This is a genomic window from Streptomyces sp. Inha503 (assembly GCF_047215865.1).
GTDB lineage: Bacteria > Actinomycetota > Actinomycetes > Streptomycetales > Streptomycetaceae > Streptomyces > Streptomyces lycopersici.
In genome coordinates this window covers 4,659,777-4,683,105 of the sequence record NZ_CP178360.1, presented here as the reverse complement: position 1 = coordinate 4,683,105, position 23,329 = coordinate 4,659,777, and the positions used below count along the sequence as shown (strand labels likewise).

Below are 23,329 nucleotides of genomic sequence, written 5' to 3'. Positions count from 1 at the left end.
CTTACTTGCAGATACCGACTGGTGGGTCGCCCATACCTCTGTCGGGGGACAGTCGGCCTGTCTGCTTTGACGTAGACGGGTCGGCCGTATGGGCACCCCCGCACAGAGGCCATGGCTCCGCGCGGCACGTGCGTCGCGCGGAGCCGGGCGGCTCATCCCCTGAGCTCAGGAAAGGGCGGCCGCTCCATGTCCACCACCACGGTGACCTCCGTACCGAATCCCTCCGTCTTCGGCGAATCCGTCACCTACACCGCCACCGTCACCGGTATCACCGCCGGAACCCCGCCATGGGGCGACGTGACCTTCGTCATCGCCGGAGGCCCGACCCTCGGCCCCGTGACACTCACCCAGACCGGGATCGACTCCGGCACGGCCAGCGTGACCGACTCCACCCTCTCCGTCGGCTCTCATCTGGTCACGGCGAACTTCGTCAACTCCAGTGATCCTCTGGACAATTCGTCCGGCACGACGATCCAGCAGGTCAACCAGGCGGCGACCACCACCACCGTCACCTTCGTCCCGCCCGCGCCGGTCTGCGGCGAGACCGTGACCCTGACCGCGCATGTGGCGGCGGTGCCCCCGGGCAGCGGCACCCCCACCGGTACGGTCACCTTCATCATCAGCGCGGACGGACCCACGGTGATCGGGACCCTCGACGCGTCCGGGAACGCCTCCGTCACCGTCCCCGCCCTGAGCGTGGGCACGCACCAGGTCGCCGCGTTCTACAACGGCGACACCAACTTCGCCCCGTCCAACTCGCCCTTGACGCCGCTCACCGTCAACCCGGCGAACTCGACCACGACCCTCACCATCTCCCCGCCCTCGCCGGTCTGCGGTGAGACGGTGACCCTGTGCGCCCAGGTGGCCGTCGTCGCGCCCGGCACCTGCACCCCGACGGGTACGGTGACGTTCACGGTCGCCGGCGGTCCGACGCTCACGGGCACGCTCGACGCGACCGGCCAGGCGTGCGTGACGACCAGCGCCATTCCGGTCGGCACCCACGCCGTGACGGCCACCTACGCCGGAAACGGGGACGTCTCGGGCTCGACCGACACCGGCTCGGTCACGGTCGGTCAGGGAGCCTCGACGACGACGGTCTCGGTGTCCCCGGTCTCGCCGGTCTGCGGTGAGACGATCACCATCTGCGCCCAGGTTTCGGTGGTGCCGCCGAGCACCTGTACGCCCACCGGCACGGTGACCTTCGTGATCACCGGTGGTCCGACCCTGACGGGCACGCTGGACGCGACCGGCCAGGCGTGCGTGACCACCAGCGCGCTGACCGCGGGGTCGTACACCGTGACCGCCACCTACGGGGGCAGCACGGACATCGCGAGCTCCAGCGGCACGGCGTCGATCACCGTGGGCCAGGGCACCTCGGCCACCTCGGTGAGCATCTCGCCCAGCCCGTCCGTCTGCGGCGAGGCGGTGACCATCTGCGCGGACGTGACCGTCGCACCGCCGAGCACCTGCACCCCCACCGGGACCGTGACGTTCGTCGTCGCCGGCGGTCCGACCCTGACGGCCATGCTGAACGCGGCCGGTCAGGCGTGCGTGACCACCAGCGCCATCCCGGTCGGCTCCCACTCCGTGACCGCCACCTACGCGGGCGACGGGGACGTCATGGGCTCGGCGGTGACCTCCACCGTGACGGTGAACCAGGCGTCCTCGACGACCGCCCTGACCATCACGCCCAGCACGGCGTCATGCGGCGAGTCGATCACCCTGTGCGCCCAGGTCACCACGACCCCGCCGGGGACCTGTACCCCGACCGGAACGGTCACCTTCACGATCGCGGGCGGTCCGACCCTGACCGGGACGCTCGACGCGACCGGTCAGGCGTGCGTGACGACCAGCGCCATTCCGGTCGGCACCCACGCCGTGACGGCCGCCTACTCCGGTGACACCGGCGTCGCGGGTTCGTCCGCCTCCGGGTCCGTCACGGTCAACCAGGGCGTCTCCACCACGACCCTGAGCTTCCTGCCCACCTTCCCGGTGTGCGGCCAGCCGGTGACCCTGTGCGCCCAGGTGACGGTCGCGGCGCCCAGCACCTGTACCCCGACCGGGACGGTCACGTTCACGATCGCGGGTGGTCCGACCCTGACCGGGACGCTCGACGCGACCGGTCAGGCGTGTGTGACGACCAGTGCCATTCCGGTGGGCACGCACGCGGTGACGGCCACGTACGCGGGCAATACGGGTGTGGCGGGCTCCGCGGCGTCCGGCTCCATCACCGTCGGCCAGGCCGCGTCCACGACCGCGCTGACCATCACGCCCGCCTCCCCGGTGTGCGGCCAGCCGGTGACCCTGTGTGCCCAGGTGACCCCGACATCGCCCGGCACCTGCGCGCCGACCGGGACGGTCACGTTCACGATCGCGGGCGGCCCAACCCTGACCGGAACGCTGAACGCCAGTGGACAGGCGTGCGTGACGACCAGCGCCATTCCGGTGGGCACGCACGCGGTGACGGCCACGTACGCGGGCAATACGGGTGTGGCGGGCTCCTCGGCGTCCGGCTCCGTCACCGTCGGCCAGGCGACCACCACGACCGTGCTCACCTCCTCGCCGAACCCGTCCACCCCCGGCCAGAACGTGACCTTCACCGCCACCGTGACCGCGGTGCCGCCGGCTACGGGCACCCCGACCGGGACCGTCACCTTCGTGATCAGCGGCGGCCCCACCCTCACCGGCACGCTCAACGGCGCGGGACAGGCCACCGTCAGCACCAGCACCCTCACCACCGGGGCGCACACGGTCACCGCCACCTACGGCGGCGACACCTGCTTCGCCGGTTCCACCTCACCGACCATCACCCAGAACGTGGCCGTGGCGCCGACCGGGACCACCGTGACCGCCACTCCGGCCACCATCCGGCTGCGGATCAACGGCACGTTCGTCATCCCGACCCTGAGCGCGACGCTGAGGGACGCGTCGAACAACCCGATCTTCGGCCAGACCCTCACCTTCGTCGCCAACTCCGTACTAGGCCCGATCGTGCTGGGCAGCGCGGTCACCAACGCCAGTGGCACGGCGACGCTCAGCAACGTCGCCGTCCCGTCGACGGTGATCACCGCCTTCACGTACACCGCCTCCTTCGCGGGCGCTCCGGGCTTGAGCCCGTCGTCGGGTTCGGCCTCGCTGACCTTCCAGGCGACGCCGATCCTCCCGTAAGGAGCTGGGCAAACCGCGCGCACAACCGCGTATCGGCCGCGCCGGGCCGCCGCACCGCGGCCCGGCGCGGGCCGCCGTGTGCCCACCGGAGTCACCGCCGGTCAACGCCCCGCATATGCTCATCCGCATGAGCGAAGCAGCGCAGTTGGACCCCGAAGACCGCAAGATCATCACGCTGGCCCGCTCCGTGCGGGCCCGCAACTCCGTGCCGGAGGGCGCCGCCGTCCGCGACGAGACGGGGCGTACGTATGTGGCCGGGACCGTGGCCCTCGACTCGCTGAAGCTGAGCGCCCTCCGGACCGCCGTCGCCATGGCCGTGGCGAGCGGTGCCACGTCCCTGGAGGCCGCGGCCGTGGTGACCGACGCGGAGAGCGCCTCGGAGGAGGACCGCGCGGCCGTCCGGGACCTCGGCGGGGCCGGGACCCCGGTGCTGCTGGCGGGCCCCGACGGCGCCCTGCGGGCCACGCTGGACGCCTGACCCGGCCCCGCCCGCCCCCGGCGGTCGTACGAGGCCGGGACGGCTGGTCCGAGCGGGTCGGGGCATCGGGGAGAATGGGGGCCATGACTGCCGGTACCTCCCCGTCCCCGACCGAGCAGCGGGAGACCCCGCACCGCTCGGGCTTCGCCTGCTTCGTCGGCCGCCCCAACGCGGGCAAGTCGACCCTGACCAACGCGCTGGTGGGGACGAAGGTCGCGATCACCTCGAACCGCCCGCAGACCACCCGCCACACCGTCCGCGGCATCGTGCACCGCCCCGACGCCCAGCTGGTGCTCGTCGACACCCCCGGTCTGCACAAGCCGCGCACCCTGCTCGGCGAGCGGCTCAACGATGTCGTGCGCACCACTTGGGCCGAGGTCGACGTCATCGGCTTCTGCCTGCCCGCCGACCAGAAGCTGGGCCCGGGCGACCGCTATATCGCCACCGAGCTCGCGGGCATCAAGAAGACCCCCAAGGTCGCGATCGTCACCAAGACCGATCTGGTCGAGCCCGAGCAGCTGGCCCAGCAGCTGATCGCCATCGACCGGCTCGGCAAGGAACTGGGCATCGAGTGGGCCGAGATCGTCCCGGTGTCGGCAGTCGGTGACCAGCAAGTGGATCTGCTGGCGGATCTGCTGGTCCCGCTGCTGCCCGAGGGCCCGACGCTCTACGCCGAGGGCGACCTTACGGATGAGCCCGAGCAGGTCATGGTGGCCGAGCTGATCCGGGAGGCCGCGCTGGAGGGCGTACGGGACGAACTGCCGCACTCCATCGCGGTGGTGGTGGAGGAGATGCTGCCCCGCGAGGACCGCCCCGCGGACCGGCCGCTCCTGGACATCCACGCCAACCTCTACATCGAGCGGCCCAGCCAGAAGGGCATCATCATCGGCCCCAAGGGCCGCCGCCTGAAGGACGTGGGCACCAAGTCCCGCAAGCACATTGAGGCGCTGCTCGGCACGCCGGTCTTCCTCGACCTCCATGTGAAGGTCGCCAAGGACTGGCAGCGTGACCCCAAGCAGTTGCGGAAGCTGGGGTTCTGAGGGCGGGTTCCACCGCCGGTCGGAGGCCGGTGCAGCCGTGCGAAGCCTGGGAGGCCCCCTGGGGCCGAGCAGTGCGAGGGCGGCATAGGGAGGGGGTTTGAGGCGCTGCTCGGTACGCCGGTCTTCCTCGACCTTCATGTGAAGGTCGCCAAGGACTGGCAGCGTGACCCCAAGCAGTTGCGGAAGCTGGGGTTCTGAGCCCGGCGCGTGGGCCCCAGCCAGGTGGGCCCTTACGCGCCTTCCTTCAGCACCGCGCGGATCAGTTCCCGCTGGGCGTCGCTCAGCTGGGGATCCGCGGCATGGATGGTGCGGCCGTCGACGGTGATCTCGTACTGGAAGCCGTCGGGGACGCCGCGGGGGGCCGTGGTGTGGCCGGTCTCGACGGCCTGGTGGGCCAGGGCGTCGAGATGGGTGGCGTCGGGCCGGCCGGTGGTGTCCAGCTCGGCCCGGCGCTCGATTCCGGCGAATCCGCCGGTCCGGGTGACGGAGATGCGCATGGCTCCATCACTACCCGATGGCGTGCCCTAGCGCGCGTCCACGTGGGCCCGCAGATCGGTGATGCCCACCCCGGCCCATGCCTCCCGCACCGCCGACTGCTCCTCGCCCTCGCCGTACCGGGCTTGCGCCGCGGCCACCGTGAGCTGGGCGAAGTCGGCGAACTGCGCGTCGGAGGCGAGATCGCCGCCGGTCAGCACGTCGTACCAGATCTGCCCGGCGCGCTCCCAGGCGTTGCCGCCCAGGGCGGTGGCGGCGAGGTAGAAGGCGTGGTTGGGGATGCCTGAGTTGATGTGGACGCCGCCGTTGTCACGTGAGGTGCGGACGTAGTCGTCCATCGTGCCCGGCTGCGGGTCCTTGCCCAGTACGTCGTCGTCGTACGCCGTGCCCGGGGCCTTCATGGAGCGCAGGGCCACCCCGGTGACCCGGTCGGTCAGCAGTCCCGCGCCGATCAGCCAGTCGGCCTCCTCGGCGCCGTGACCGAGCACATGCTGCTTGACCAGGGAGCCGAAGACGTCGGACATCGACTCGTTGAGCGCCCCGGACTGGCCGAAGTACTCGAGGTTGGCGGTGTACTGGGTGACGCCGTGGGTGAGCTCGTGGGCCATCACGTCGACCGGGATGGTGAAGTCCAGGAAGACCTCCCCGTCCCCGTCGCCGAAGACCATCTGCTCGCCGTCCCAGAAGGCGTTGTTGTAGTCCTCGCTGTAGTGGACGCTCGCGTTCAGCGGCAGTCCCGAGTCGTCGATCGAGCGTCGGCCGTACGCCTTGAAGAAGAGCTCGAAGGTCGCGCCGAGCCCGTCGTACGCGCGGTTCACCGAGTCGTCCCGGCTCGCCTGGTCGCCCTCGCCGCGCGTCTTCCTGCCCGGCAGCGAGGTCCGGTGCTGGGCGTCGTAGATGGTGCGCTGGGGCTTGTCGGAGGGCGCGGCCGCCCGCGCGGCGGGGATGCCGCGCACGGTGGTGATCCGGCGGCGGGTGCGCTGGAGGGCGTCGTGCTCGAGCGTGCGGCGGGCGGGATCGGCCAGCGAGGCGTCCTCGGCGTGGGACAGCTTGTCCAGGACGTGCGGCGGCACGATCGTGCAGAAGGCGGTGTGGCGGTGACCGCGGGCAGGGCGGGCATTGGCGTTGGCGTCGGCATTGGCGTCCATAGCTGGCAATGTCGCATCGCGTGATGCCTGTGTCACGCCTTGCGGTCATGATTGCTGAAATCGAGTGGAAGATGTGTATTCCTCCGAAGCACATACTTCGGTCCGCATAGTGATACGGGTCCGCCCGGCCCGTGCGTCTCGGTTAGGCTGCTCTCCATCATGCGTTTCGGGCTGCTTCTTCTTAGCTGCCGCGGCGAGGGCCTGTAGTCGAACGGCCGACCCCCTCCCCGCGGAGTTCGGCGTTGCTCTGATCACGCCCCGTCGGTCGCCCCAGGACCCCGCGACAGCGGATTCGTCCAGCGGACAGCGGACTATCCAAGGAGCCCCGCGCACCATGACTCACTCCGACACGCCCGGCCATTCCGAGCCCTCCGCGATCTCCGGTGACGGCGTCGGCCGTCCCACTCCCATCACCGCCGCGAGCGTCACCCAGCGCCCCTCGGGGATGCCGATCCACAAGTACGGCCCGTACGAGGCCGTCGACATCCCGGACCGCACCTGGCCGGACAACCGCATCACCGTCGCCCCGCGCTGGCTGTCCACCGATCTGCGGGACGGCAACCAGGCGCTGATCGACCCGATGTCCCCGGCCCGCAAGCGCGAGATGTTCGACCTGCTGGTGCGCATGGGCTACAAGGAGATCGAGGTCGGCTTCCCCTCCTCCGGCCAGACCGACTTCGACTTCGTACGGTCGATCATCGAGGAGGGCGCGATCCCGGAGGACGTGACGATCTCCGTCCTCACCCAGGCGCGCGAGGAGCTGATCGAGCGCACCGTGGAGTCGCTGCGCGGGGCGCACAAGGCCACCGTGCACCTGTACAACGCCACCGCCCCCACCTTCCGCCGCGTCGTCTTCCGCGGCACCCGGGAGCAGGTCAAGCAGATCGCGGTGGACGGCACCCGGCTGGTGGTGGAGTACGCCGACAAGATCCTCGGCGATGACACGGTCTTCGGCTACCAGTACAGCCCGGAGATCTTCACCGACACCGAGCTGGACTTCGCGCTGGAGGTCTGCGAGGGCGTCATGGACGTCTGGCAGCCCGAGGCGGGCCGCGAGATCATCCTGAATCTGCCGGCCACCGTCGAGCGCTCGACCCCCTCCACCCACGCGGACCGCTTCGAGTGGATGTCGCGCCATCTGTCCCGGCGCGAGCACATCTGCCTGTCGGTGCATCCGCACAACGACCGCGGCACCGCCGTCGCCGCCGCCGAACTGGCGATCATGGCCGGGGCGGACCGCATCGAGGGCTGCCTGTTCGGCCAGGGCGAGCGCACCGGCAATGTCGACCTGGTGACGCTGGGCATGAACCTGTTCTCCCAGGGCGTCGACCCGCAGATCGACTTCTCGCAGATCGACGAGATCCGCCGCACCGCCGAGTACTGCAACCAGATGGAGATCCACCCGCGCCACCCCTACGCGGGCGATCTGGTCTACACCGCCTTCTCCGGCTCCCACCAGGACGCCATCAAGAAGGGGTTCGAGGCGCTGGAGGCGAGCGCGGCCGAGCAGGGCAAGACGGTGGACGAGATCGAATGGGCCGTTCCGTACCTGCCCATCGACCCCAAGGACGTCGGCCGCTCCTACGAGGCCGTGATCCGGGTGAACTCCCAGTCCGGCAAGGGCGGCATCGCCTATGTCCTGAAGAACGACCACAACCTGGACCTGCCGCGCAGGATGCAGATCGAGTTCTCCAAGACGATTCAGGCCAAGACCGACGCCGAGGGCGGCGAGGTCACCCCGGGCCAGATCTGGGCGGCCTTCCAGGACGAGTACCTGCCGATGGAAGACAACCGGTGGGGCCGGATCTCGCTGCGCAGCGCGCAGACCTCGACCACCACCGAGGGCACCGACGCGCTCACCGTCGAGGCGGTCGTGGACGGCGCCGAGACGGTGCTGACCGGCACCGGCAACGGCCCGCTGGCGGCCTTCTTCGACGCCCTGGCCGCGATTGACGTGGACGTACGGCTGCTGGACTACTCCGAGCACACCCTGAGCGAGGGCGCCGCGTCCCAGGCCGCCGCGTACATCGAGTGCGCGATCGGCGGGCAGGTGCTGTGGGGCGTCGGGATCGACGCCAACATCGTGCGCGCCTCCCTCAAGGCCGTCGTCTCCGCGGTGAACCGGGCTCGCCGTTGATCCTTACGGAATCCTTCGGATTCCTTCAGATGGGTAAGTGATCTTTCACCGGCCTGACCGGACGGGGGCATCACCCCGTTGACCTGGTCACCCACATGGGCCCCGTTCACCCCGCGAGGTGGGCGGGGCCTCGGGTTTGGCCTGTTGTCTCCGTTCGGGGTACTGACGTCACATCATGGATGTGGCTAGCATCACGTCAACGCGGCAACGTGGCCGAAGCGTTATGGAGGTGTGACGTGGTGCACCGGCGAGCCCGCCGTGACCGGGACCTGTGTGTGGTAGGCGTACGCACTCTGTGGCGGACCGTCGGCGATGGTGAGTTCTTCTGCCCCGAATGCGGAGGTGACCGCAACTACCGCCGCCGTACCGGGCGTCGCCGCATCGTGGTGCTCGGCCTGCCGGTGCTGCCGCGCGGACCGGTCGCGCCCATCGTGGAATGCGCGGCCTGCGGCAGCCGCTACGGCACGGAGGTGCTTGACCACCCCACCACGACCCGCTTCTCCGCGATGCTCCGCGACGCGGTGCACACCGTGGCCCTCGCGGTCCTCGCTGCGGGCGGCACCGAGGCGACGGCGGTCCGGCAGGTCGCGGTCGGCGCGGTGCGCGCCGCCGGGTTCGCCGACTGTAGCGAGGAGCAGCTGCTCGCGCTCATCGAGGCCCTGGCCGCCGACACCGGGCGGCTGCCGGGCGCGTGCGGCGAGCGGGACGGCCTGGACCCGTGCGGTACGGCGCTGGCCATCGAGCTGCACGAGGCCCTGGAGCCGCTGGCCCCGCATCTGGCCCCCACCGGCCGGGAGGCGATCCTCCTCCAGGGTGCCCGGATCGCCGTGGCCGACGGCCCGTACCGCCCGGCCGAGCGCGCGGTCCTGGAGACGGTCGGCCGGGCGCTGATGATCTGTCCCGACGACACGGCCCGCTTGTTGGCAGCTACAAGGGCGGCGTTCTGAGCGGAGCGTTCCGGTCCGCTCTCCGTACTCCCCGGGGAGTAATCGCCCCCTCCTCACCCCCGGCGTAGTAGCCGCCGTTTCCGTCGTCGGCGCGAGGTATCGGCGCCCGGGCGCCGGAAGCCTGGGGGCATGCAGACGACATCATCAGGGATCGCTGGGGATCCCCAACAACCGAAGGCGCCACCGGCCGCCGCGGCCGGCGGCAAGCGGCGGCGCTCGCTGCCCTGGGCGGTCATCGCGGGCTGGGTGCTGCTGCTCCTCGTCGCCGTCCCCTTCGCGGGCAAGCTCGAGGGCGCCAAACGGGACACGGCCGTCGACTACCTCCCGGCGGGCGCCGACTCCACGCAGGTGGCCCGGCTCCAGGAGCGGCTGCCCGGTGGCGACACCATCGACCTCGTCCTCGTCTTCCACCGGGACGGCGGGCTGACCGACGCCGACCGTAAGGCGGCCGGCGGGCGGGTCGCCGAGGTGGCGGGGCGCCATGACCTCGTCGGCGGCACGGCGCCGCGCGCCGTGCCGTCCAAGGACGGCACGACCGTGATGTATCCCATGGCGCTCACCGGCCTGACGGACGAGAAGGAGCGCGCCGACGCGGTCAAGGACGTCCGCGCCGAGCTCGCCTCCCATCCCGAGGGCCTGACCGTCCAGGTCGGCGGTCCCGGGGCGCTCAGCGCCGACTCGCAGGAGGTCTTCGCCTCCACCGACGGCACGCTGATGTTCGCCACCGCCGGGGTGGTCGCCCTGCTGCTGATCGTCACCTATCGCAGCCCGCTGCTGTGGCTGGTGCCGCTGGGGGCGGTCGGCGCCGCCGCCATGGCCGCCATGGCGATCGTCTACGGCCTCGTCCAGGGCTTCGACCTCATCGTCACCAGCATGAGCTCCTCGATCATGACGGTGCTGGTGTTCGGCGCGGGCACCGACTACGCCCTGCTGATCGTGTCCCGCTACCGCGAGGAGCTGCGCCGCCACCGCGCCCCGTACGACGCGATGCGCGAGGCCGTGCGCGGCTGCGGTCCGGCCGTGCTCGCCTCCAGCGGCACCGTGGCGGCCGGGCTGCTGTGTCTGCTCGCCGCCGACCTCAACAGCAGCAGCGGACTGGGTCCGGTCGGCGCGGTCGGGGTCGTCTGCGCGCTGGCCGCGATGATGACGCTGCTGCCCGCGGTGCTGGTGCTGCTGGGACGCCGGGTGTTCTGGCCGCTGATCCCCGTCTACGGCAGTGAACCGCGGGCGACCCGGCGCGGGTTCTTCGGGGCGATGGGCGACTCGGCCCGCCGCCGGCCCGGTGCCGTGCTCCTCGGCGGGGCCGCGCTGCTGGGCGTCCTGGCCCTGGGTGTGCTCAATCTGCCCGGCAACCTCAAGCAGGAGGACACCTTCACCGACAAGCCCGAGTCGGTGGCCGCCACCGAGACCCTCGCCGACGCCTATCCGGACAGCAGCAGCCAGCCCATCAGCGTGATGGCGCGCACCGCGGGCGCGGACGAGGTGCTGCGGCGGGCACGCGGCACGGAGGGGGTGGCGCGGGCGGACACCGGGCGCAGCGGCGGCGGCTGGACGGAGATCGACGTCTTCCCCCGGGGCGCCCCGCAGTCGGCGGACGAGACGGCCGCGCTGCACGCCCTGCGCTCCGGTCTGGTGCGGGTCGAGGGCGCCGACGCGCTGGTCGGCGGACCCAGCGCCCAGCAGCTCGACCTGAAGGACACCAACGCCCGCGACCGGACGCTGGTCATCCCGCTGGTACTGATCGCCGTACTGCTGATCCTCGCCGCCCTGCTGCGCAGCCTCGTCGCGCCGCTGGTGCTGGTGGTCGCCGTGGTGGCGGTGTGGGGAGCGGCGATGGGGCTCGGCGGGCTCTTCTTCGACCCGGTCTTCGGCTTCGCCGGGGTCGACCCCGGACTGCCGCTGCTCTCCTTCGTCTTCCTGGTCGCCCTCGGCGTGGACTACGGCATCTTCCTGATGCACCGGATGCGCGAGGAGTCGCTGCGCGGGGCGGACGTCCCGGACGCGGCGGTGACCGCGCTGCGCACGACGGGCGGGGTGATCGCCTCGGCCGGTCTGGTGCTGGCGGCGACCTTCGCGGTGCTGGCCACGCTGCCGATGGTGATGCTGGTCGAGATGGGGTTCGTGGTGGCGGTCGGCGTGCTGCTCGACACCTTCCTCGTACGGACGTACCTGGTGACTTCGGCGAGCCTGCTGCTGAAGCGGTGGGTGTGGTGGCCGGGCGCCCTCTTCCGCCGTACGCCCGCCTCGCCGGCCCCGGCCGCCCAGGACGGACCCGCCGCCGGGCCCCGTCCGGAACCGGCCGTACGCGGCGGCTGACGCCGTCCCCCGGCCCGGACCGGCCGCACAGGGGACGGCCGGTCCGGGACACCCTTCGTACCGCCCCTGGCCGCCCCACGCCGCCCCTGGCCGCTTCCCGGACCCCGTACAGCCCCGATGGGATCCGTAGCCCCATGGCAGCCCCATGGCAGCCCCATGGCAGCCCTATGGCAGCCCTATGGATCGGCCCGAGGCGGATCCCCGAGGATGGAGCCCGTGCCCGTACCTCCTACGACCCACTCCGCGACCAACCCGCCGGAGCGTGCCGCCAACGCCCGGCACCCCGCCGCGCGCTCCGCCGTCCACCGCGCGATCGCCTCCGCGTCGCGCGCCCTGCACAACGGACCCCGCCCCGCGGAGGCCCCGGAGGAGGCCCGCAGGCGGCGGCGGGTGGACGCCCGGATCGCCGGTGCGGTGCTGGTCCTCCAGGTGGTCCTGGCGCTGCTCAACCCCGACCGGAACGGCCACCGCCCGGACGCGTTCGGCTGGGCGCTGCTCGCCGCCAGCGCCACGGTGCTCATCGGGCGGCGGCACAGCCCGATGGTGGTGACCGTGGCCGTGGTGTTCATGGTCGGGCCGTACCACGCCATGGACAACGTCCACCTCGCGGTCGTCCCGGCCGGGCTCCTCGCCGTCTACACGCTCGCCGTCATGGGCCCGCCGCTGCGGTCCTTCCTCACCGTCACGGCCGTGATCTCGATCATGGTGTCGGTGATGGTCCTGAGCGGGAAGCCGCACGCCGGTCTCGACATGCTGCGCACCTCCGGCTGGGTGCTGTCGGTCGTGGTGATCGGCGAGGCGGTCCGCATCCACCGCAAGTACATCGCCGCGATCCTGGAGCGCGCCGAACGCGCCGAGCGGACCCGCGAGGACGAGGCGGCCCGGCGGGTCGCCGAGGAGCGGCTGCGCATCGCCCGCGATCTGCACGATCTGCTCGCGCACAGCATCACCCTCATCGGCGTCCAGACCTCCGTCGCGGCGCATGTCCTGATCGCCGACCCCGAGCGGCTGGACCGCGAGGCGATGGCCAAGGCTCTCGACTCGATCGCCGACACCTGCCGGGACGCCCGCGCCGAGCTCCGGGCCACCCTCCAGGTGCTCCGCGGCGGCACGGGCGGCGACGCCGACCGCGCGGACGAGGAGGGCACCGGGCCGCTGCCGGGGCTCGCCGGACTCGCCGACCTGGCCGCGGCGGCGGAGGCGGCGGGCGTCCGTGTGGACCTTACGGTCGACGTGGAGGCGTCCGAACTGTCGCCCGCGGTGGGCGCCGCCGCGTACCGGATCGTGCAGGAGGCCCTGACCAACGCCGTCCGCCACGCACCCGGCACCAGGGTGCGGATCACGCTCGTACGGGACGAGGGGGAGCTGAGCGTCGCCGCCGTGGACGACGGCCCCGGGGGCGACGAACCGCCCCTTACCGCGCCCGTCGAAACGGGCTACGGCATCGTGGGCATGCGCGAACGGGCCCGCAGCGTCGCGGGCACCCTGTCAGCAGGACCGCGCGAGGACGGGCCCGGCTTCGCGATCAGGGCCGCGCTGCCGTGGGGGAGGGGCGGCCCGCCCGGCGGCCGTACGGGCACCGCCACCGGCACTGGCACCGCCACCGGCACTGGCACCACCACGGGCACAGGCGCCGCCACTGGGACGGGCACCGGCACCGGCACGGGCACGGGCACCGCCACAGGCGCCAGCACCGGACAGACCGCCGCACCGTCCAGGGAGGCCCCCGCATGACCACACCACCGGACCCGCCGATCAGGGTGTTGCTCGCGGACGACCAGACGTTGGTCCGTTCCGCCTTCGCCATGCTGGTCTCCTCGGCCCGCGACATGGACGTGGTCGGGCAGGCGGGCACCGGCCGCGAGGCCGTCGAACTGGCCCGCACCGCCCGCGCCGACCTCGTGGTCATGGACATCCGGATGCCCGACCTCGACGGCATCGAGGCCACCCGCCGGATCGCCGCCGACGAGGATCTCGCCGGGGTCAAGGTGCTCGTGCTGACGACATACGACACCGATGAGCACATCGTCGAGGCGCTGCGCGCGGGCGCGTCCGGCTTCCTGGTGAAGGACACCCGGCCCGCCGAACTCCTCGACGCCATAAGGACCGTGGCGGCGGGGGAGTCCCTGCTCTCGCCCGGCCCCACCGCCCGGCTCATCGCCCGCGTCCTGAGCCTGCCGGAGGCCCCGCCGCCCGGCGTTCCCGCGCCCGCCGCACTGGCCGCGCTCTCCGAGCGCGAACGGCAGGTGCTCGCCCTCGTCGCCCGGGGCCTCAACAACGCCGAGGCCGCGCAGACCCTCGGCCTCTCGCCGCTCACCACCAAGACCCACGTCAGCCGCATCATGGGCAAGTTGGGCGCCCGCGACCGCGCCCAACTCGTCATCGCGGCCTATGAGTCCGGCCTGGTCACACCGACTTGTCGGTCGGAATCTCCTTGATCTCGGCCGTCGGGGCGTTCTTCTTGACGGATTCGACGCCCTTCTGCGCGGCGGACTTGGACTCATAGGCCTCGCCGACCGCGATGATCTCGCCGTTGCCCGCCTTCAGCCGGAAGCGGTGCTTGCCGCGCTTGTCCTCGTAGATCTCGAACTTGCCTGCCATGGGTGCCACCTCCGTTGGGGCGTGTCCGGCCGATCTCGCCGCCTGCGGCGGGCTGCTCCCCTCCCGCCCCTTCCCGCTACTGGGGCTCCGCCCCAGACCCCGCTCCTCAAGCTCCCCCAGCTACCGCTGGGAGGTGCCCTCTGGAGGGGCTGGAAGGCGGGGTTTCGCCCCAGACCCCCGGGGTCCAGGGGGCGTAGCCCCTGGTAGCGGGAAGGGGCGGGGAGGGGGAAGTATCGATATGCGGCTCCGCCGCGTGAACCGATATGCGGCGCCGTCGTGTGGTCCGCCGGACACCTTGTAGCCGTCTCGGCCCCCTCAAACCATCGTAGAGCGGGCAATGCGGGCTCGCACTCCCGCGGCCCGAGGACGTCACGGCCCAAGGGCGTCAGGCAGCGCCGAACAGCGCGCGGCACGGCTCCAGTCCGGCGATCTCGACCGGGGTGGCGCGGTGCCCCTCCCAGGCCGCGCGGTCCAGCCGCAGCCGCTGGAGGGTGCGGGCCTCGCCCCGTACGGCGAGCACGGACAGCCCGTCGGGGCGGTAGCCGAGCCGCCGGGAGACCCCCAGCGAGCGGCCGTTCTCCACCATCGCACCGGAGATCAGCGACAGCGCGCCCAGCCCCTCGAACGCCAGGTGCGCCACGGCCGCCCGCATCTCCGTGCCCAGACCCTTGCCCTGGTGGGCGGTGCCCAGCCAGGAGCCGGTCTCGGCCTCCCGCGTGACGCCGAACTCGGTCGCGAACAGGTCCTGCCGCCCGATCACCGCCCCCTCGTGCAGCACCGCGAGGCTCAGCGTCCACTGCTCCGGCCGCCATTCGGCGATCGTGCGGAGCACATGCTGGAAGGTGCCGCGTCCGCGCTCCTCCGGGGGCGCGTCGGTCCACGGGACGGCGAAGGGCATCTCGTCCGGGTCGTGCACCCCGTCCGCCGCGACAGCGGCGAGCTCGTCGAGCAGGGGGAGGTCTGGAAGCCGCAGCTCCAGGCGTGGCGTGCGCAGACGAAGACCGTACAGGGGCCAGTAATGGGGGTCCATGACGGGAGGCTGCCGGAGCCGCGGCCGCCGAGTCGAACCAATTACGGCCGACCGCGTGGCCCGCCCCCGCGCGTGGGCGCACAATTCGTTTGCCGTAGTGCGGCATTCGGACGCATCCTGACCCGATGTTGATCCGACGAGAGACCCGCTTCGACATCGACGCCGTACGGACCGTCACCTCGGCCGCGTTCACGAAGTCGGATACCTCGGATAGCTCGGACACCTCGAGCAGTTCGAACCCCCCACCTCCGATCGAGGCCACGCTCCTGGACGAGCTGCGGATCAGCGACGGCTGGCTGCCCGCGCTGTCGTTCGTCGCCACCGGCGACCGCGGCGAGGTGATCGGACATGTCGTGTGCACCCGCGGCCATGTCGGCTCCGACCTGGCCCTCGCCCTCGGCCTCGGCCCGCTCAGCGTGCACCCCGCCCATCAGGGCCGTGGCGTGGGCCTCGCGCTCGTCCACGCGGTGCTCGGCGCCGCGGACGCGTTCGGCGAATCGCTGGTCGCGCTGCTGGGCAGCCCCGCGTACTACGGCCGGTTCGGCTTCCGCCCGGCGGCCGAGTACGGCATCACGGCCCCGGATCCGGCCTGGGGCGAGTACTTCCAGGTCCGGACCCTGACCGCCTATCAGCCGACCGTCAAGGGCCCCTTCAAGTACGCCGAGCCGTTCGACCGCGTCTGACGCGGCAGGAGTCGAGGCTCGCTGCGGCAGGAGCCGAGGCCCACGGCGGCGCCCTACTGCGGCGCGTCGGGCGGCGGCAGCCGGACGATCCGCTCCCGGTCCACCGACTCCACACCGTCCACCGCCTCCAGCACCGGGATCCGGTCCTCCGCGATCGTCCCGGACAGCGAGCCCAGGATCGGCTGCTCACCGGTGACCGTCAGCCCGACCCGGCGCGCGGCCTCCACGACCTGGGCGAACCGGTCCGGGTCGACCGAGAGGATGACCCCGACCGGCCCGGACCGTGCCGTCCGCCCCATGGCGCCGCTCACGGGGCCTGGAGCAGACCCGCGCCGATGTCCGCGCCCGGTTGCGCCAGCGGATGGGCGCCGGACAGCAGACGGGTGCTCAGGTCGGCCGCCGAGGCGTCCGGATGCGCCTGTGCCAGCAGCGTGACCACACCGGCGGCATGCGGCGTCGCCATGCTCGTGCCGCTCATCGTCTGGTACGTGCCGTCGGGCGCGGCCGAGAAGATGTCGACCCCGGGCGCCGCGATGTTGACCTCCCCGCCCGCGCCGTTGATGGCGCCGCAGGAGAAGAACGCGGTCCCCAGGTCCTTGCCGAGCGCCGCCACCGCCAGGATGGACGGGCAGTTGGCGGGCCGTCCCACCGGCGCCACGAAGCCGGGCCGCCGGCTCTCGTTGCCCGCCGCGGCCACGATCACGGTGCCGCGCCGCAGCGCGCGCCGCGCCACGTTCTCGTACGTCTGCGGGAACAGCTCGCCCGGCTGCACCGGAGCCCCGAGCGACATCGAGACCACCCGGGCGCCCTGGGCGACCGCCCAGGCCATCCCCGCCAGGATCTCGCCGTCGGAGCCCACGCCCTGGTCGCTGAGCACCTTGCCGACCAGCACCCGGGCCTCACCGGCCACGCCGTACCGGGGCGCGTGCCCTGGTTTGGCCGGACCGGCCACGGTGCCGACGCAGTGGGTGCCGTGGCCATGGCCGTCCTCGACGCTCGCCCCGGACACGAAGGAGGCCGTCGCCTCGACGCATCCGGCCAGATCCGGGTGGTCGGTGTCCACCCCGGTGTCCAGCACGGCGACCTTCACCCCGCTGCCCGTCAGATGCGACCAGTTGGCGCGGATTCCCTGGATTCCCCAGGTGGTGTTCTGCTCGTCCCACGCCGGTCCCAGCGAGGTGGCGAGTTCGGCCCGGGTGTGCCGGGACACCTCGCCATCGTCGCTGCGGTACGTCGGGAAGAAGCCGGTCAGCGTGCGCTGCGGCTCCGTGATCACCGACGCGTACACCACGCGCTCCGGCTCCGTCGCGATGATCGTCGGCTCCGCCTCCGCCGTGGTGACCAGCGCATGGCGCTGGTCCGGCCGCACATCGACGACGGCGACACCGAGTTCGTCGAAGACCACCGACACATCGGCGCGCCCCAGCAGCTCCGCCGCTCCGGGCTCGGCCCCGCGGACGCGCTCGACGGACGAGATCCCCACGGACGAGCGCAGCGCCTCCATACCGCGGTCGGGCTCCTGCTGATCGAGCAGGACCACATACCGCCCGGTGTACTCGGTCTGCTGCGCCCCCGGCGGCATACCGGCCCGCTGCCGCGGCCGCTCCCCGTTCGGTCCCTTACCCATGGGCCCCACGGGCCCAGGTCCGTTCGTCATTGCCTTTCTCCGCTCCTGTGCGCGGTCAGTGTGCTCCCCTGTGCTCCCCCGCGCTCCCCGGGATGTCTCACCCGCCCCCGCAGCCCCCGAGCCCCCACGTCCCCCTTATGCCCACCGTCACCCCCCGCGTGGGGGCCCGCAACTCGGGACCCGGGCGCCCCCGCACACCGATTGATCCGACGCGGCCATGGGCGAGGCGGACGCGCGCGGGTATAAGGGACGGCACGGGGAGCGGGGGACCGAGGGTTCGGGGGAGAACTGTGGCGGGCGGCAAGGGCAACGCGGAGGTGCTGACCCGGTTCGGGCTCGCGGTGGCGAGTCTGGTGCCACCGGCGGTGCTGGGGGCACGGTTCTGGTCGTCGGTCAGCGCGCATCCCGTCGTCTCGCTGCTGCTCTTCCTCGGGTACGGGGCGCTGCTGGCGGCCCTGGGATTCCTCGCCAAGGTGTACGGCAAGGTGGCCGACCGGTGGGTCGAGCGGGTCGCCGACGCCGTGGACCAGCGGCTGCGGTGGCGGCTCTCCCGCTTCGAGCGGGACTACCGCGCGTACGTACTGAGCCACCACCGCTTCATCGACCTCAAGGGCCTGGCCACGCGCGGGGATTACACCCCCGGCCTCGAGGAGGTCTTCGTCGATGTCAGCCTGGTGCCGAGGCCGGCCCACGAGGCGTCGCGCGAGTCCCTGGCGGGGACGCTCCCCGGGGGCGCCGACGGGGAGTTGCGCGTGCGGCAGTCCGTACGGGACTTCCTCGGCAAACCGGAGGGCGCCGCGCTCGCGGTCATTGGAGCCCCCGGCACCGGCAAGACCACCCTGCTCAAGCATCTGGCGCTGGGCCTCGCCCGGGAGCGGGGCGGGCGCGATCTGCCGGTGCTGCTGCTGTTACGGGACCACGCCGAGACCATCGGCGCGCGGCCGGACGTCTCGCTGCCGGAGATCGTCGGGGCCTCGCTGGGGCGGCTGAAGGGCGATGAGCCACCGGGCTGGTTCGGCCGCCAACTCCAGGAGGGCCGCTGCGTGGTGCTGCTGGACGGCCTCGACGAGGTGGCCCGCGAGGAGGACCGGCGCCATGTGTCCAAGTGGGTCGAGGAGCAGATCGAGCAGTACGAGGGGAACGACTTCGTCCTCACCTCACGCCCCCACGGCTATGCGAGCGCCCCGGTCAACCGCGCCCGGGTGCTCCAGGTGCGCCGCTTCACCGGAGAGCAGATCCGGCGCTTCGTCCACGGCTGGTACCGCGCGATCGAGCGGCTGAGCACGGGCACGGACGACGCCGCCGTCACCGACCGGGCCGAGGAGGGCGCCGAGGATCTGCTGGCCCGGCTGCGCGCCCGGCCCGTGCTGTACGACCTGGCGGCCAATCCGCTCCTGCTGACGATGATCGCCAACGTGCACCGCTACCGGGGCGCGCTGCCCGGCAGCCGGGCCGAGCTCTACGGCGAGATCTGCGAGGTGCTGCTGTGGCGCCGCCAGGAGGCCAAGGGCGCCGCAGTGGCCTCGCACGACGAGCTGACGGGGGCCAAGAAGGAGGTGCTGCTGCGGGAGCTGGCCTTCGTGATGATGGCCGACCGGATGCGCGACATCCGTGGCGAGTACGCCTCGGAGGTGCTGCGCCCGCTGCTGTTCCGGGTCTCCTCGATCCTGTCCTCACAGGAGTTCCTGGACGCGATCGTGGTCAGCGGATTGCTGATCGAGCGGGAGCGCGGGCTGTACTCGTTCGCCCATCTCACCCTCCAGGAACATCTGGCCGCCCTGCACATCCAGCACCGGGGGCTGGCCGACGTCCTGGCCGCCAACGTGGACGACGACTGGTGGCGCGAGACCACACTGCTGTACGCGGCCCGGGCGGACCCGGCCCCGGTGGTAGGGGCGTGCCTGGCCTCGGAGACCGTCAGGGCGCTCGCCCTGGCCTTCGACTGCGAGGAGGAGGCGACCGAGCTCGACGTGTCGATGGCCCGCCGTCTGGAAACGCTGCGCGAGGAAGCGCTTCAGGAGCCCGTCGGCTCGTCCCGGCGCCGTCTGATGACGGCCGTCACGGTCATGCGGTGGCTGCGCGACACGGTACGGGTCGGCGAGGACACGCTGGTCTGCGCGCGGCCGGTGACGTGGCAGATCTTCGGCCTCTTCGCGGCGGAGAAGTTCCCGCCGACGGCGCGTGGCCTGGGCGACGGCCCGCCCGAGGCGGCCGCCGTGGGGATGACCAGGGAGCAGGCCGGGGCCTTCGTACGGTGGCTGAACGGCCTCCTGCCCGAGGACGTCGACTATCGGCTGCCCACCGAGGCGGAAGTGGCCGACCCCGGTTTCCGCCTCGCCGCTCCGGCCTCCGAGCACACCATCTGGTACGCCTCCTCGGACGGTGAACCCGTGGGGGTGCCGCTGTGGGTGCCGGAGGGGGCGAGGAACCCGTGGTGGCCCGGACCGGCGGACCTGCGGTCCGGTCTCGTACTGGACGCGCCCGGCGGGTTCGCTGAGCTGAGGACCAGCCGGTCCTACTCCTGGCTCGGCCGGAGCGAGCAGGACGACGAGATCCTGGACCAGGGCAGATGGGCGCTCGCCATGGTGCGGGACCTCATCGACGAATCGGGTCTCATCCGTCCGGGAGAGGGCGGGGCCGGGACCGCCGTGGACCGTTCGCGCGGCCACGCCGTCAACGTGGCCTGGAATGCCCCGGAGTATCCGGCTCTGCTCCTGACCGTGGCCCTCGCATGCGACGACCTCCATGCCATGTTCCGCGCCGGAGCCACGTCGGACGCGCGCAGAGACGTGACCTCGGCCGTCTGGCATGCCGCTCGCGACGCCCCGGATCTGGGGCTCTCCCTCGTGCCGGAGGTGGGCGAGCTCGGCATCTCGGCCTACCAGACCGATCACGGAACCCTGAGGCTCCGCTCCCACGACGCCTACCGGGCCATGAGACTGGTCGCCCTGCTGCTCCTTCTGGCCGGTCGGCGGAAGGGCTCCTGGCGCGCCACGGCGCGGTCGGACTCCTTTCCGTCACTCGTCCACCGGGCGCTGAGCGGCATCGACTTCACCGCCTCCCGCCTATGGGCACTGTTGCCGGAGACGCTCTCGGTCCTGGCCAGGAACGCGGCGGCCGTCGTGTCGGGCCCGAGCCGCGAACACACCGTCTTCCCCAGCGCCCTGGGGGAGATGGCCGCCAGGATCGTCGAGGTCACCACGGATCTCGCCGCGGCACGGCGGTCCATCACGGCGTCGGAGGCCGCCTTCCTCCGCCTGGAAGCGCTGGCGCTGTCGGAGATGGCCGGCCTCGTGCTGCAAGACGCCGGTCTGGCCGGCACCTACCGGAACATCGCGGTCGGCCTCCTGGTGCTCGAACGCCGCGCGGAGGGCTCGATCGTGCCCAACGAGACGATCGTGCTGGTCCGTGCCTGACCGTGCGGCCCGGTCCGGGGTCGGCGATCACGGCGGCCACCACCGCTCCCAGGTCGCTCAGGTCGCCGACCACCACGTCCATGCCCTGCTGGGCGAGTCGGCGTGCCCTGGGCCCCTCGGGGCACGGACCATGGCCCGGACGCCGTGGCCCGATGACAGCAAGGCGTGAGCAGCCATCACGCGTCGCTCGGCGCGGCGCGCCGTTGCAGCACCCGCGAGACGGTGCGGGCGATGCTCTCGACGCCGAACGCCAGCTGATCCCGGGTGGCCCAGTGCGTCGCCGCCCGGCAGCCGTCGAGCAGACCCGCCGCCGCGAGCACGAGCGAGCCGGTGCTGGCGAAGGCCAGGTGCGGACCGACGAAGTCGAGCATGGTGTGACCCCCGTACAGCACCATGCCGACTTCCATCGGACGTGCGGCGTCCGTCCCCCGGCCGTTCCCCCGCGTCGTTTCGCGTGCCAACTCGAGCCTCCGTGGTGTGCCCGCCGAACGCGTGGAAATCACGCTTTGCGGCAGGCTAGGCACCGGTCACGGCATCAGCCATGAGCGTTTGTGCCGACCCTCCACGGATTCTCGCCAGCGCCCCGCGGGAGGACGCCGGACCTCATCCGAACTGGCCGGGCTGGTAGTCGCCGGCGGGCTGCTGGACGATGACGTTCAGCCGGTTGTAGGTGTTGATGACGGCGATGATCGACACCAGGGCGGCGAGCTGCTCCTCGTCGTAGTGCTCGGCGGCGTTCGCCCACGCCTCGTCCGTGACACCACCGGCCGCGTCGGCGATGCGGGTGCCCTGCTCCGCCAGCTCCAGGGCGGCGCGCTCGGCGTCAGTGAACACCGTGGCCTCCCGCCAGACCGCGACGAGGTTGAGGCGCGTCGGGGTCTCCCCGGCCTTCGCGGCGTCCTTGGTGTGCATGTCGGTGCAGAAGCCGCAGCCGTTGATCTGGCTGGCGCGGATCTTCACCAGCTCCTGCGTCGCGGCCGGCAGCGCCGAGTCGCTGATCACCTTGCCCGCGGAGTTGAGGTGCTTCAGGAAGGTGCCGAGGAGCGGGTTGCCGAAGAGGTTCAAGCGAGCGTCCATGACGGGCTCTCCTATGCGGTTGCCGTGGTTACACCTCCCTGACGGAACGGCTCGGAGAGATGTGACAGGACCGGATGTGACCTGCGTCTCTCATGGCGGGGGCGCCGCTCACCGAGCGTCGCCCGCCACCGGCGTCTCCGGACGGCACATCTAGTGCGTCAGCGCGTACCAAGCGGTGCTGCCCACCGTGATGCACACGGCCCAGGCCCACCGCAGCGCTTTGGGGGAGATGCGGACGGAGAAGGTCACGTGCTCGTCGAGGTTGACCTCGAGGTGTCGCCGGCGCCTGCGTTCGGCCATGCGGATTCTCCTTGGATTTCGAGGCCCTCGGTCATGTGCCGGGGCCCGTCTGGTGAGGGACTGACGGAGTGTTCGGCTCCAACTGCCAGGAAGGGGGGAACACCACGTCGGAACGTACGCCTGCCCGCGGACAGGTGTCGTGTAGTTAACGCAGCCACGTCGCTCGACGCAACTAAACCCGCACTAACCACTGACAAAGCGTCAGCCGTCGGCTGTCGGAGGGTGACACTACAATTCCCCTCCGCTTCAGGGACATTGATCCGCATAGCCCTCATCGCCGACCATAGCGGCCATACTTACCGACCGGTATCCCGCAACTTTGCGATTGGGAGCGCATGTAAATGCGCTTAACGCGCCAGTTGGGCCCGTCCTCGATATGGCCAACGCCACATTCCAGGTGGCGATGAAGCGCCCCAGAAACCGATTTCCCGGCATATTCGGCGTGTCTTCGCGAAAGCGTCATGTCCGGCATGGGGTGCGGCGGCGCTCAGCAGGAGTTTTTGGCTCCGCGGTGTCGGCTAATTGCCTCTCGAATTGGCGGCGGCCTGCTGTCCGGCTAAGTGATTGCCCGAGCGATCTATCCATAGCGGATGCAACGAGATGATCGCGAATGCAAATCGTGTGCGGATGGTTCGGATGAGCGGTGAGCAATGACGGTGTTGGCCGGAAACCGCCGCCCCTCCCTTCCTGGCAGTTGGAGCAGGGGCGGCGGCCCTCACCAGACGTGGAGAACCACGCCCGCTTACTTCGTCGTTGACCCCACGGATGTGCGGGCAGCGTCGCTGTTCCGGCCTCCGCCCAGTCAACGACTGGACCGAGGATAGTGTTTTTCTGTGCGGTTCGGATGCACTACAAGGGGTGAATAT

The 23,329-nt window shown here is 71.7% G+C and carries 20 protein-coding genes and 1 pseudogene; 12 read left to right on the top strand and 9 right to left on the bottom strand.

Annotated features, from left to right (window positions below; translation table 11 throughout):
- The first annotated feature begins 186 nt into the window (after window positions 1–186).
- The 4 genes and pseudogenes from ACJX2R_RS19655 to ACJX2R_RS19640 all read left to right on the top strand — a co-directional run.
- The gene (locus ACJX2R_RS19655) at window positions 187–3,168 is read left to right on the top strand and encodes a beta strand repeat-containing protein (protein ID WP_413101202.1); all 2,982 of its coding nucleotides are present in this window, start codon (window positions 187–189) and stop codon (window positions 3,166–3,168) included.
- Between the two features lie 127 nt (window positions 3,169–3,295).
- Complete coding sequence (locus ACJX2R_RS19650; protein ID WP_262700037.1) at window positions 3,296–3,646, top strand: cytidine deaminase; 351 nt, start codon at window positions 3,296–3,298, stop codon at window positions 3,644–3,646.
- A gap of 83 nt (window positions 3,647–3,729) precedes the next feature.
- Window positions 3,730–4,686 (top strand): GTPase Era, encoded by a 957-nt coding sequence (gene era / locus ACJX2R_RS19645; RefSeq protein ID WP_262700038.1) that lies wholly within the window; start codon window positions 3,730–3,732, stop codon window positions 4,684–4,686.
- A 99-nt stretch (window positions 4,687–4,785) separates the two neighbouring features.
- A pseudogene (locus ACJX2R_RS19640) lies at window positions 4,786–4,884 on the top strand (GTPase Era); the annotation flags it as partial.
- A 32-nt stretch (window positions 4,885–4,916) separates the two neighbouring features.
- Here ACJX2R_RS19640 and ACJX2R_RS19635 read toward each other — a convergent pair.
- Together ACJX2R_RS19635 and ACJX2R_RS19630 are read right to left on the bottom strand one after the other, a co-directional pair.
- Entirely contained in the window at window positions 4,917–5,183 is a 267-nt protein-coding gene (locus ACJX2R_RS19635; protein ID WP_201849664.1) for a protealysin inhibitor emfourin, read from the bottom strand.
- Between the two features lie 27 nt (window positions 5,184–5,210).
- On the bottom strand, window positions 5,211–6,329 hold the full coding sequence (locus ACJX2R_RS19630; protein WP_413101201.1) for a M4 family metallopeptidase: 1,119 nt from the start codon (window positions 6,327–6,329) through the stop codon (window positions 5,211–5,213).
- Window positions 6,330–6,663: 334 nt separating this feature from the next.
- Between ACJX2R_RS19630 and leuA the strand changes: the two genes are divergently transcribed.
- The 5 genes from leuA (at window position 6,664) to ACJX2R_RS19605 (ending at window position 14,167) form a co-directional block, all read left to right on the top strand.
- Entirely contained in the window at window positions 6,664–8,466 is a 1,803-nt protein-coding gene (leuA, locus tag ACJX2R_RS19625; protein WP_262700041.1) for a 2-isopropylmalate synthase, read from the top strand.
- Between the two features lie 236 nt (window positions 8,467–8,702).
- Complete coding sequence (locus ACJX2R_RS19620) at window positions 8,703–9,413, top strand: TerB family tellurite resistance protein (RefSeq protein WP_044575485.1); 711 nt, start codon at window positions 8,703–8,705, stop codon at window positions 9,411–9,413.
- A 129-nt stretch (window positions 9,414–9,542) separates the two neighbouring features.
- Entirely contained in the window at window positions 9,543–11,729 is a 2,187-nt protein-coding gene (locus ACJX2R_RS19615) for an MMPL family transporter (protein WP_413101200.1), read from the top strand.
- A gap of 207 nt (window positions 11,730–11,936) precedes the next feature.
- A complete protein-coding gene (locus tag ACJX2R_RS19610; protein WP_413101199.1) occupies window positions 11,937–13,463 on the top strand; it encodes a sensor histidine kinase in 1,527 nt (508 codons plus the stop codon).
- Window positions 13,460–14,167 carry a response regulator transcription factor gene (locus ACJX2R_RS19605; RefSeq protein ID WP_413101198.1) on the top strand — a complete coding sequence of 236 codons (708 nt, stop codon included), beginning with the start codon at window positions 13,460–13,462 and terminating at the stop codon, window positions 14,165–14,167. The genes ACJX2R_RS19610 and ACJX2R_RS19605 overlap by 4 nt, the downstream gene beginning before the upstream one ends.
- Here ACJX2R_RS19605 and ACJX2R_RS19600 read toward each other — a convergent pair.
- Together ACJX2R_RS19600 and ACJX2R_RS19595 are read right to left on the bottom strand one after the other, a co-directional pair.
- A complete protein-coding gene (locus ACJX2R_RS19600; protein ID WP_262700045.1) occupies window positions 14,136–14,330 on the bottom strand; it encodes a YegP family protein in 195 nt (64 codons plus the stop codon). The two genes, ACJX2R_RS19605 and ACJX2R_RS19600, sit on opposite strands and share 32 nt — an antisense overlap.
- A gap of 385 nt (window positions 14,331–14,715) precedes the next feature.
- Window positions 14,716–15,360, bottom strand: coding sequence for a GNAT family N-acetyltransferase (locus ACJX2R_RS19595; RefSeq protein ID WP_413101197.1), 645 nt, complete (start codon window positions 15,358–15,360; stop codon window positions 14,716–14,718).
- Window positions 15,361–15,485: 125 nt separating this feature from the next.
- Between ACJX2R_RS19595 and ACJX2R_RS19590 the strand changes: the two genes are divergently transcribed.
- A complete protein-coding gene (locus ACJX2R_RS19590) occupies window positions 15,486–16,043 on the top strand; it encodes a GNAT family N-acetyltransferase (protein ID WP_413101196.1) in 558 nt (185 codons plus the stop codon).
- 53 nt (window positions 16,044–16,096) lie between these two features.
- On the opposite strand, the gene ACJX2R_RS19585 is transcribed toward ACJX2R_RS19590, so the two are convergent.
- Both ACJX2R_RS19585 and ACJX2R_RS19580 read right to left on the bottom strand, forming a co-directional pair.
- Window positions 16,097–16,342, bottom strand: coding sequence for a hypothetical protein (locus ACJX2R_RS19585; protein ID WP_413101195.1), 246 nt, complete (start codon window positions 16,340–16,342; stop codon window positions 16,097–16,099).
- Window positions 16,343–16,350: 8 nt separating this feature from the next.
- A complete protein-coding gene (locus ACJX2R_RS19580) occupies window positions 16,351–17,700 on the bottom strand; it encodes a S8 family peptidase (RefSeq protein ID WP_413101194.1) in 1,350 nt (449 codons plus the stop codon).
- A gap of 260 nt (window positions 17,701–17,960) precedes the next feature.
- Here ACJX2R_RS19580 and ACJX2R_RS19575 point away from each other — a divergent pair, with 260 nt between their 5' ends.
- Both ACJX2R_RS19575 and ACJX2R_RS19570 read left to right on the top strand, forming a co-directional pair.
- Window positions 17,961–21,086 (top strand): NACHT domain-containing protein, encoded by a 3,126-nt coding sequence (locus ACJX2R_RS19575; RefSeq protein ID WP_413101193.1) that lies wholly within the window; start codon window positions 17,961–17,963, stop codon window positions 21,084–21,086.
- On the top strand, window positions 21,079–21,255 hold the full coding sequence (locus ACJX2R_RS19570) for a hypothetical protein (protein ID WP_413101192.1): 177 nt from the start codon (window positions 21,079–21,081) through the stop codon (window positions 21,253–21,255). The genes ACJX2R_RS19575 and ACJX2R_RS19570 overlap by 8 nt, the downstream gene beginning before the upstream one ends.
- Window positions 21,256–21,262: 7 nt before the next feature.
- On the opposite strand, the gene ACJX2R_RS19565 is transcribed toward ACJX2R_RS19570, so the two are convergent.
- The 3 genes from ACJX2R_RS19565 to ACJX2R_RS19555 form a co-directional block, all read right to left on the bottom strand.
- Window positions 21,263–21,481 carry a hypothetical protein gene (locus ACJX2R_RS19565; protein WP_413101191.1) on the bottom strand — a complete coding sequence of 73 codons (219 nt, stop codon included), beginning with the start codon at window positions 21,479–21,481 and terminating at the stop codon, window positions 21,263–21,265.
- 208 nt (window positions 21,482–21,689) lie between these two features.
- Window positions 21,690–22,163: a carboxymuconolactone decarboxylase family protein gene (locus ACJX2R_RS19560; protein WP_413101190.1), complete on the bottom strand. Its 474-nt coding sequence runs from the start codon at window positions 22,161–22,163 to the stop codon at window positions 21,690–21,692.
- 150 nt (window positions 22,164–22,313) lie between these two features.
- Window positions 22,314–22,463, bottom strand: coding sequence for a hypothetical protein (locus tag ACJX2R_RS19555; protein WP_262700052.1), 150 nt, complete (start codon window positions 22,461–22,463; stop codon window positions 22,314–22,316).
- Window positions 22,464–23,329: the final 866 nt, after the last annotated feature.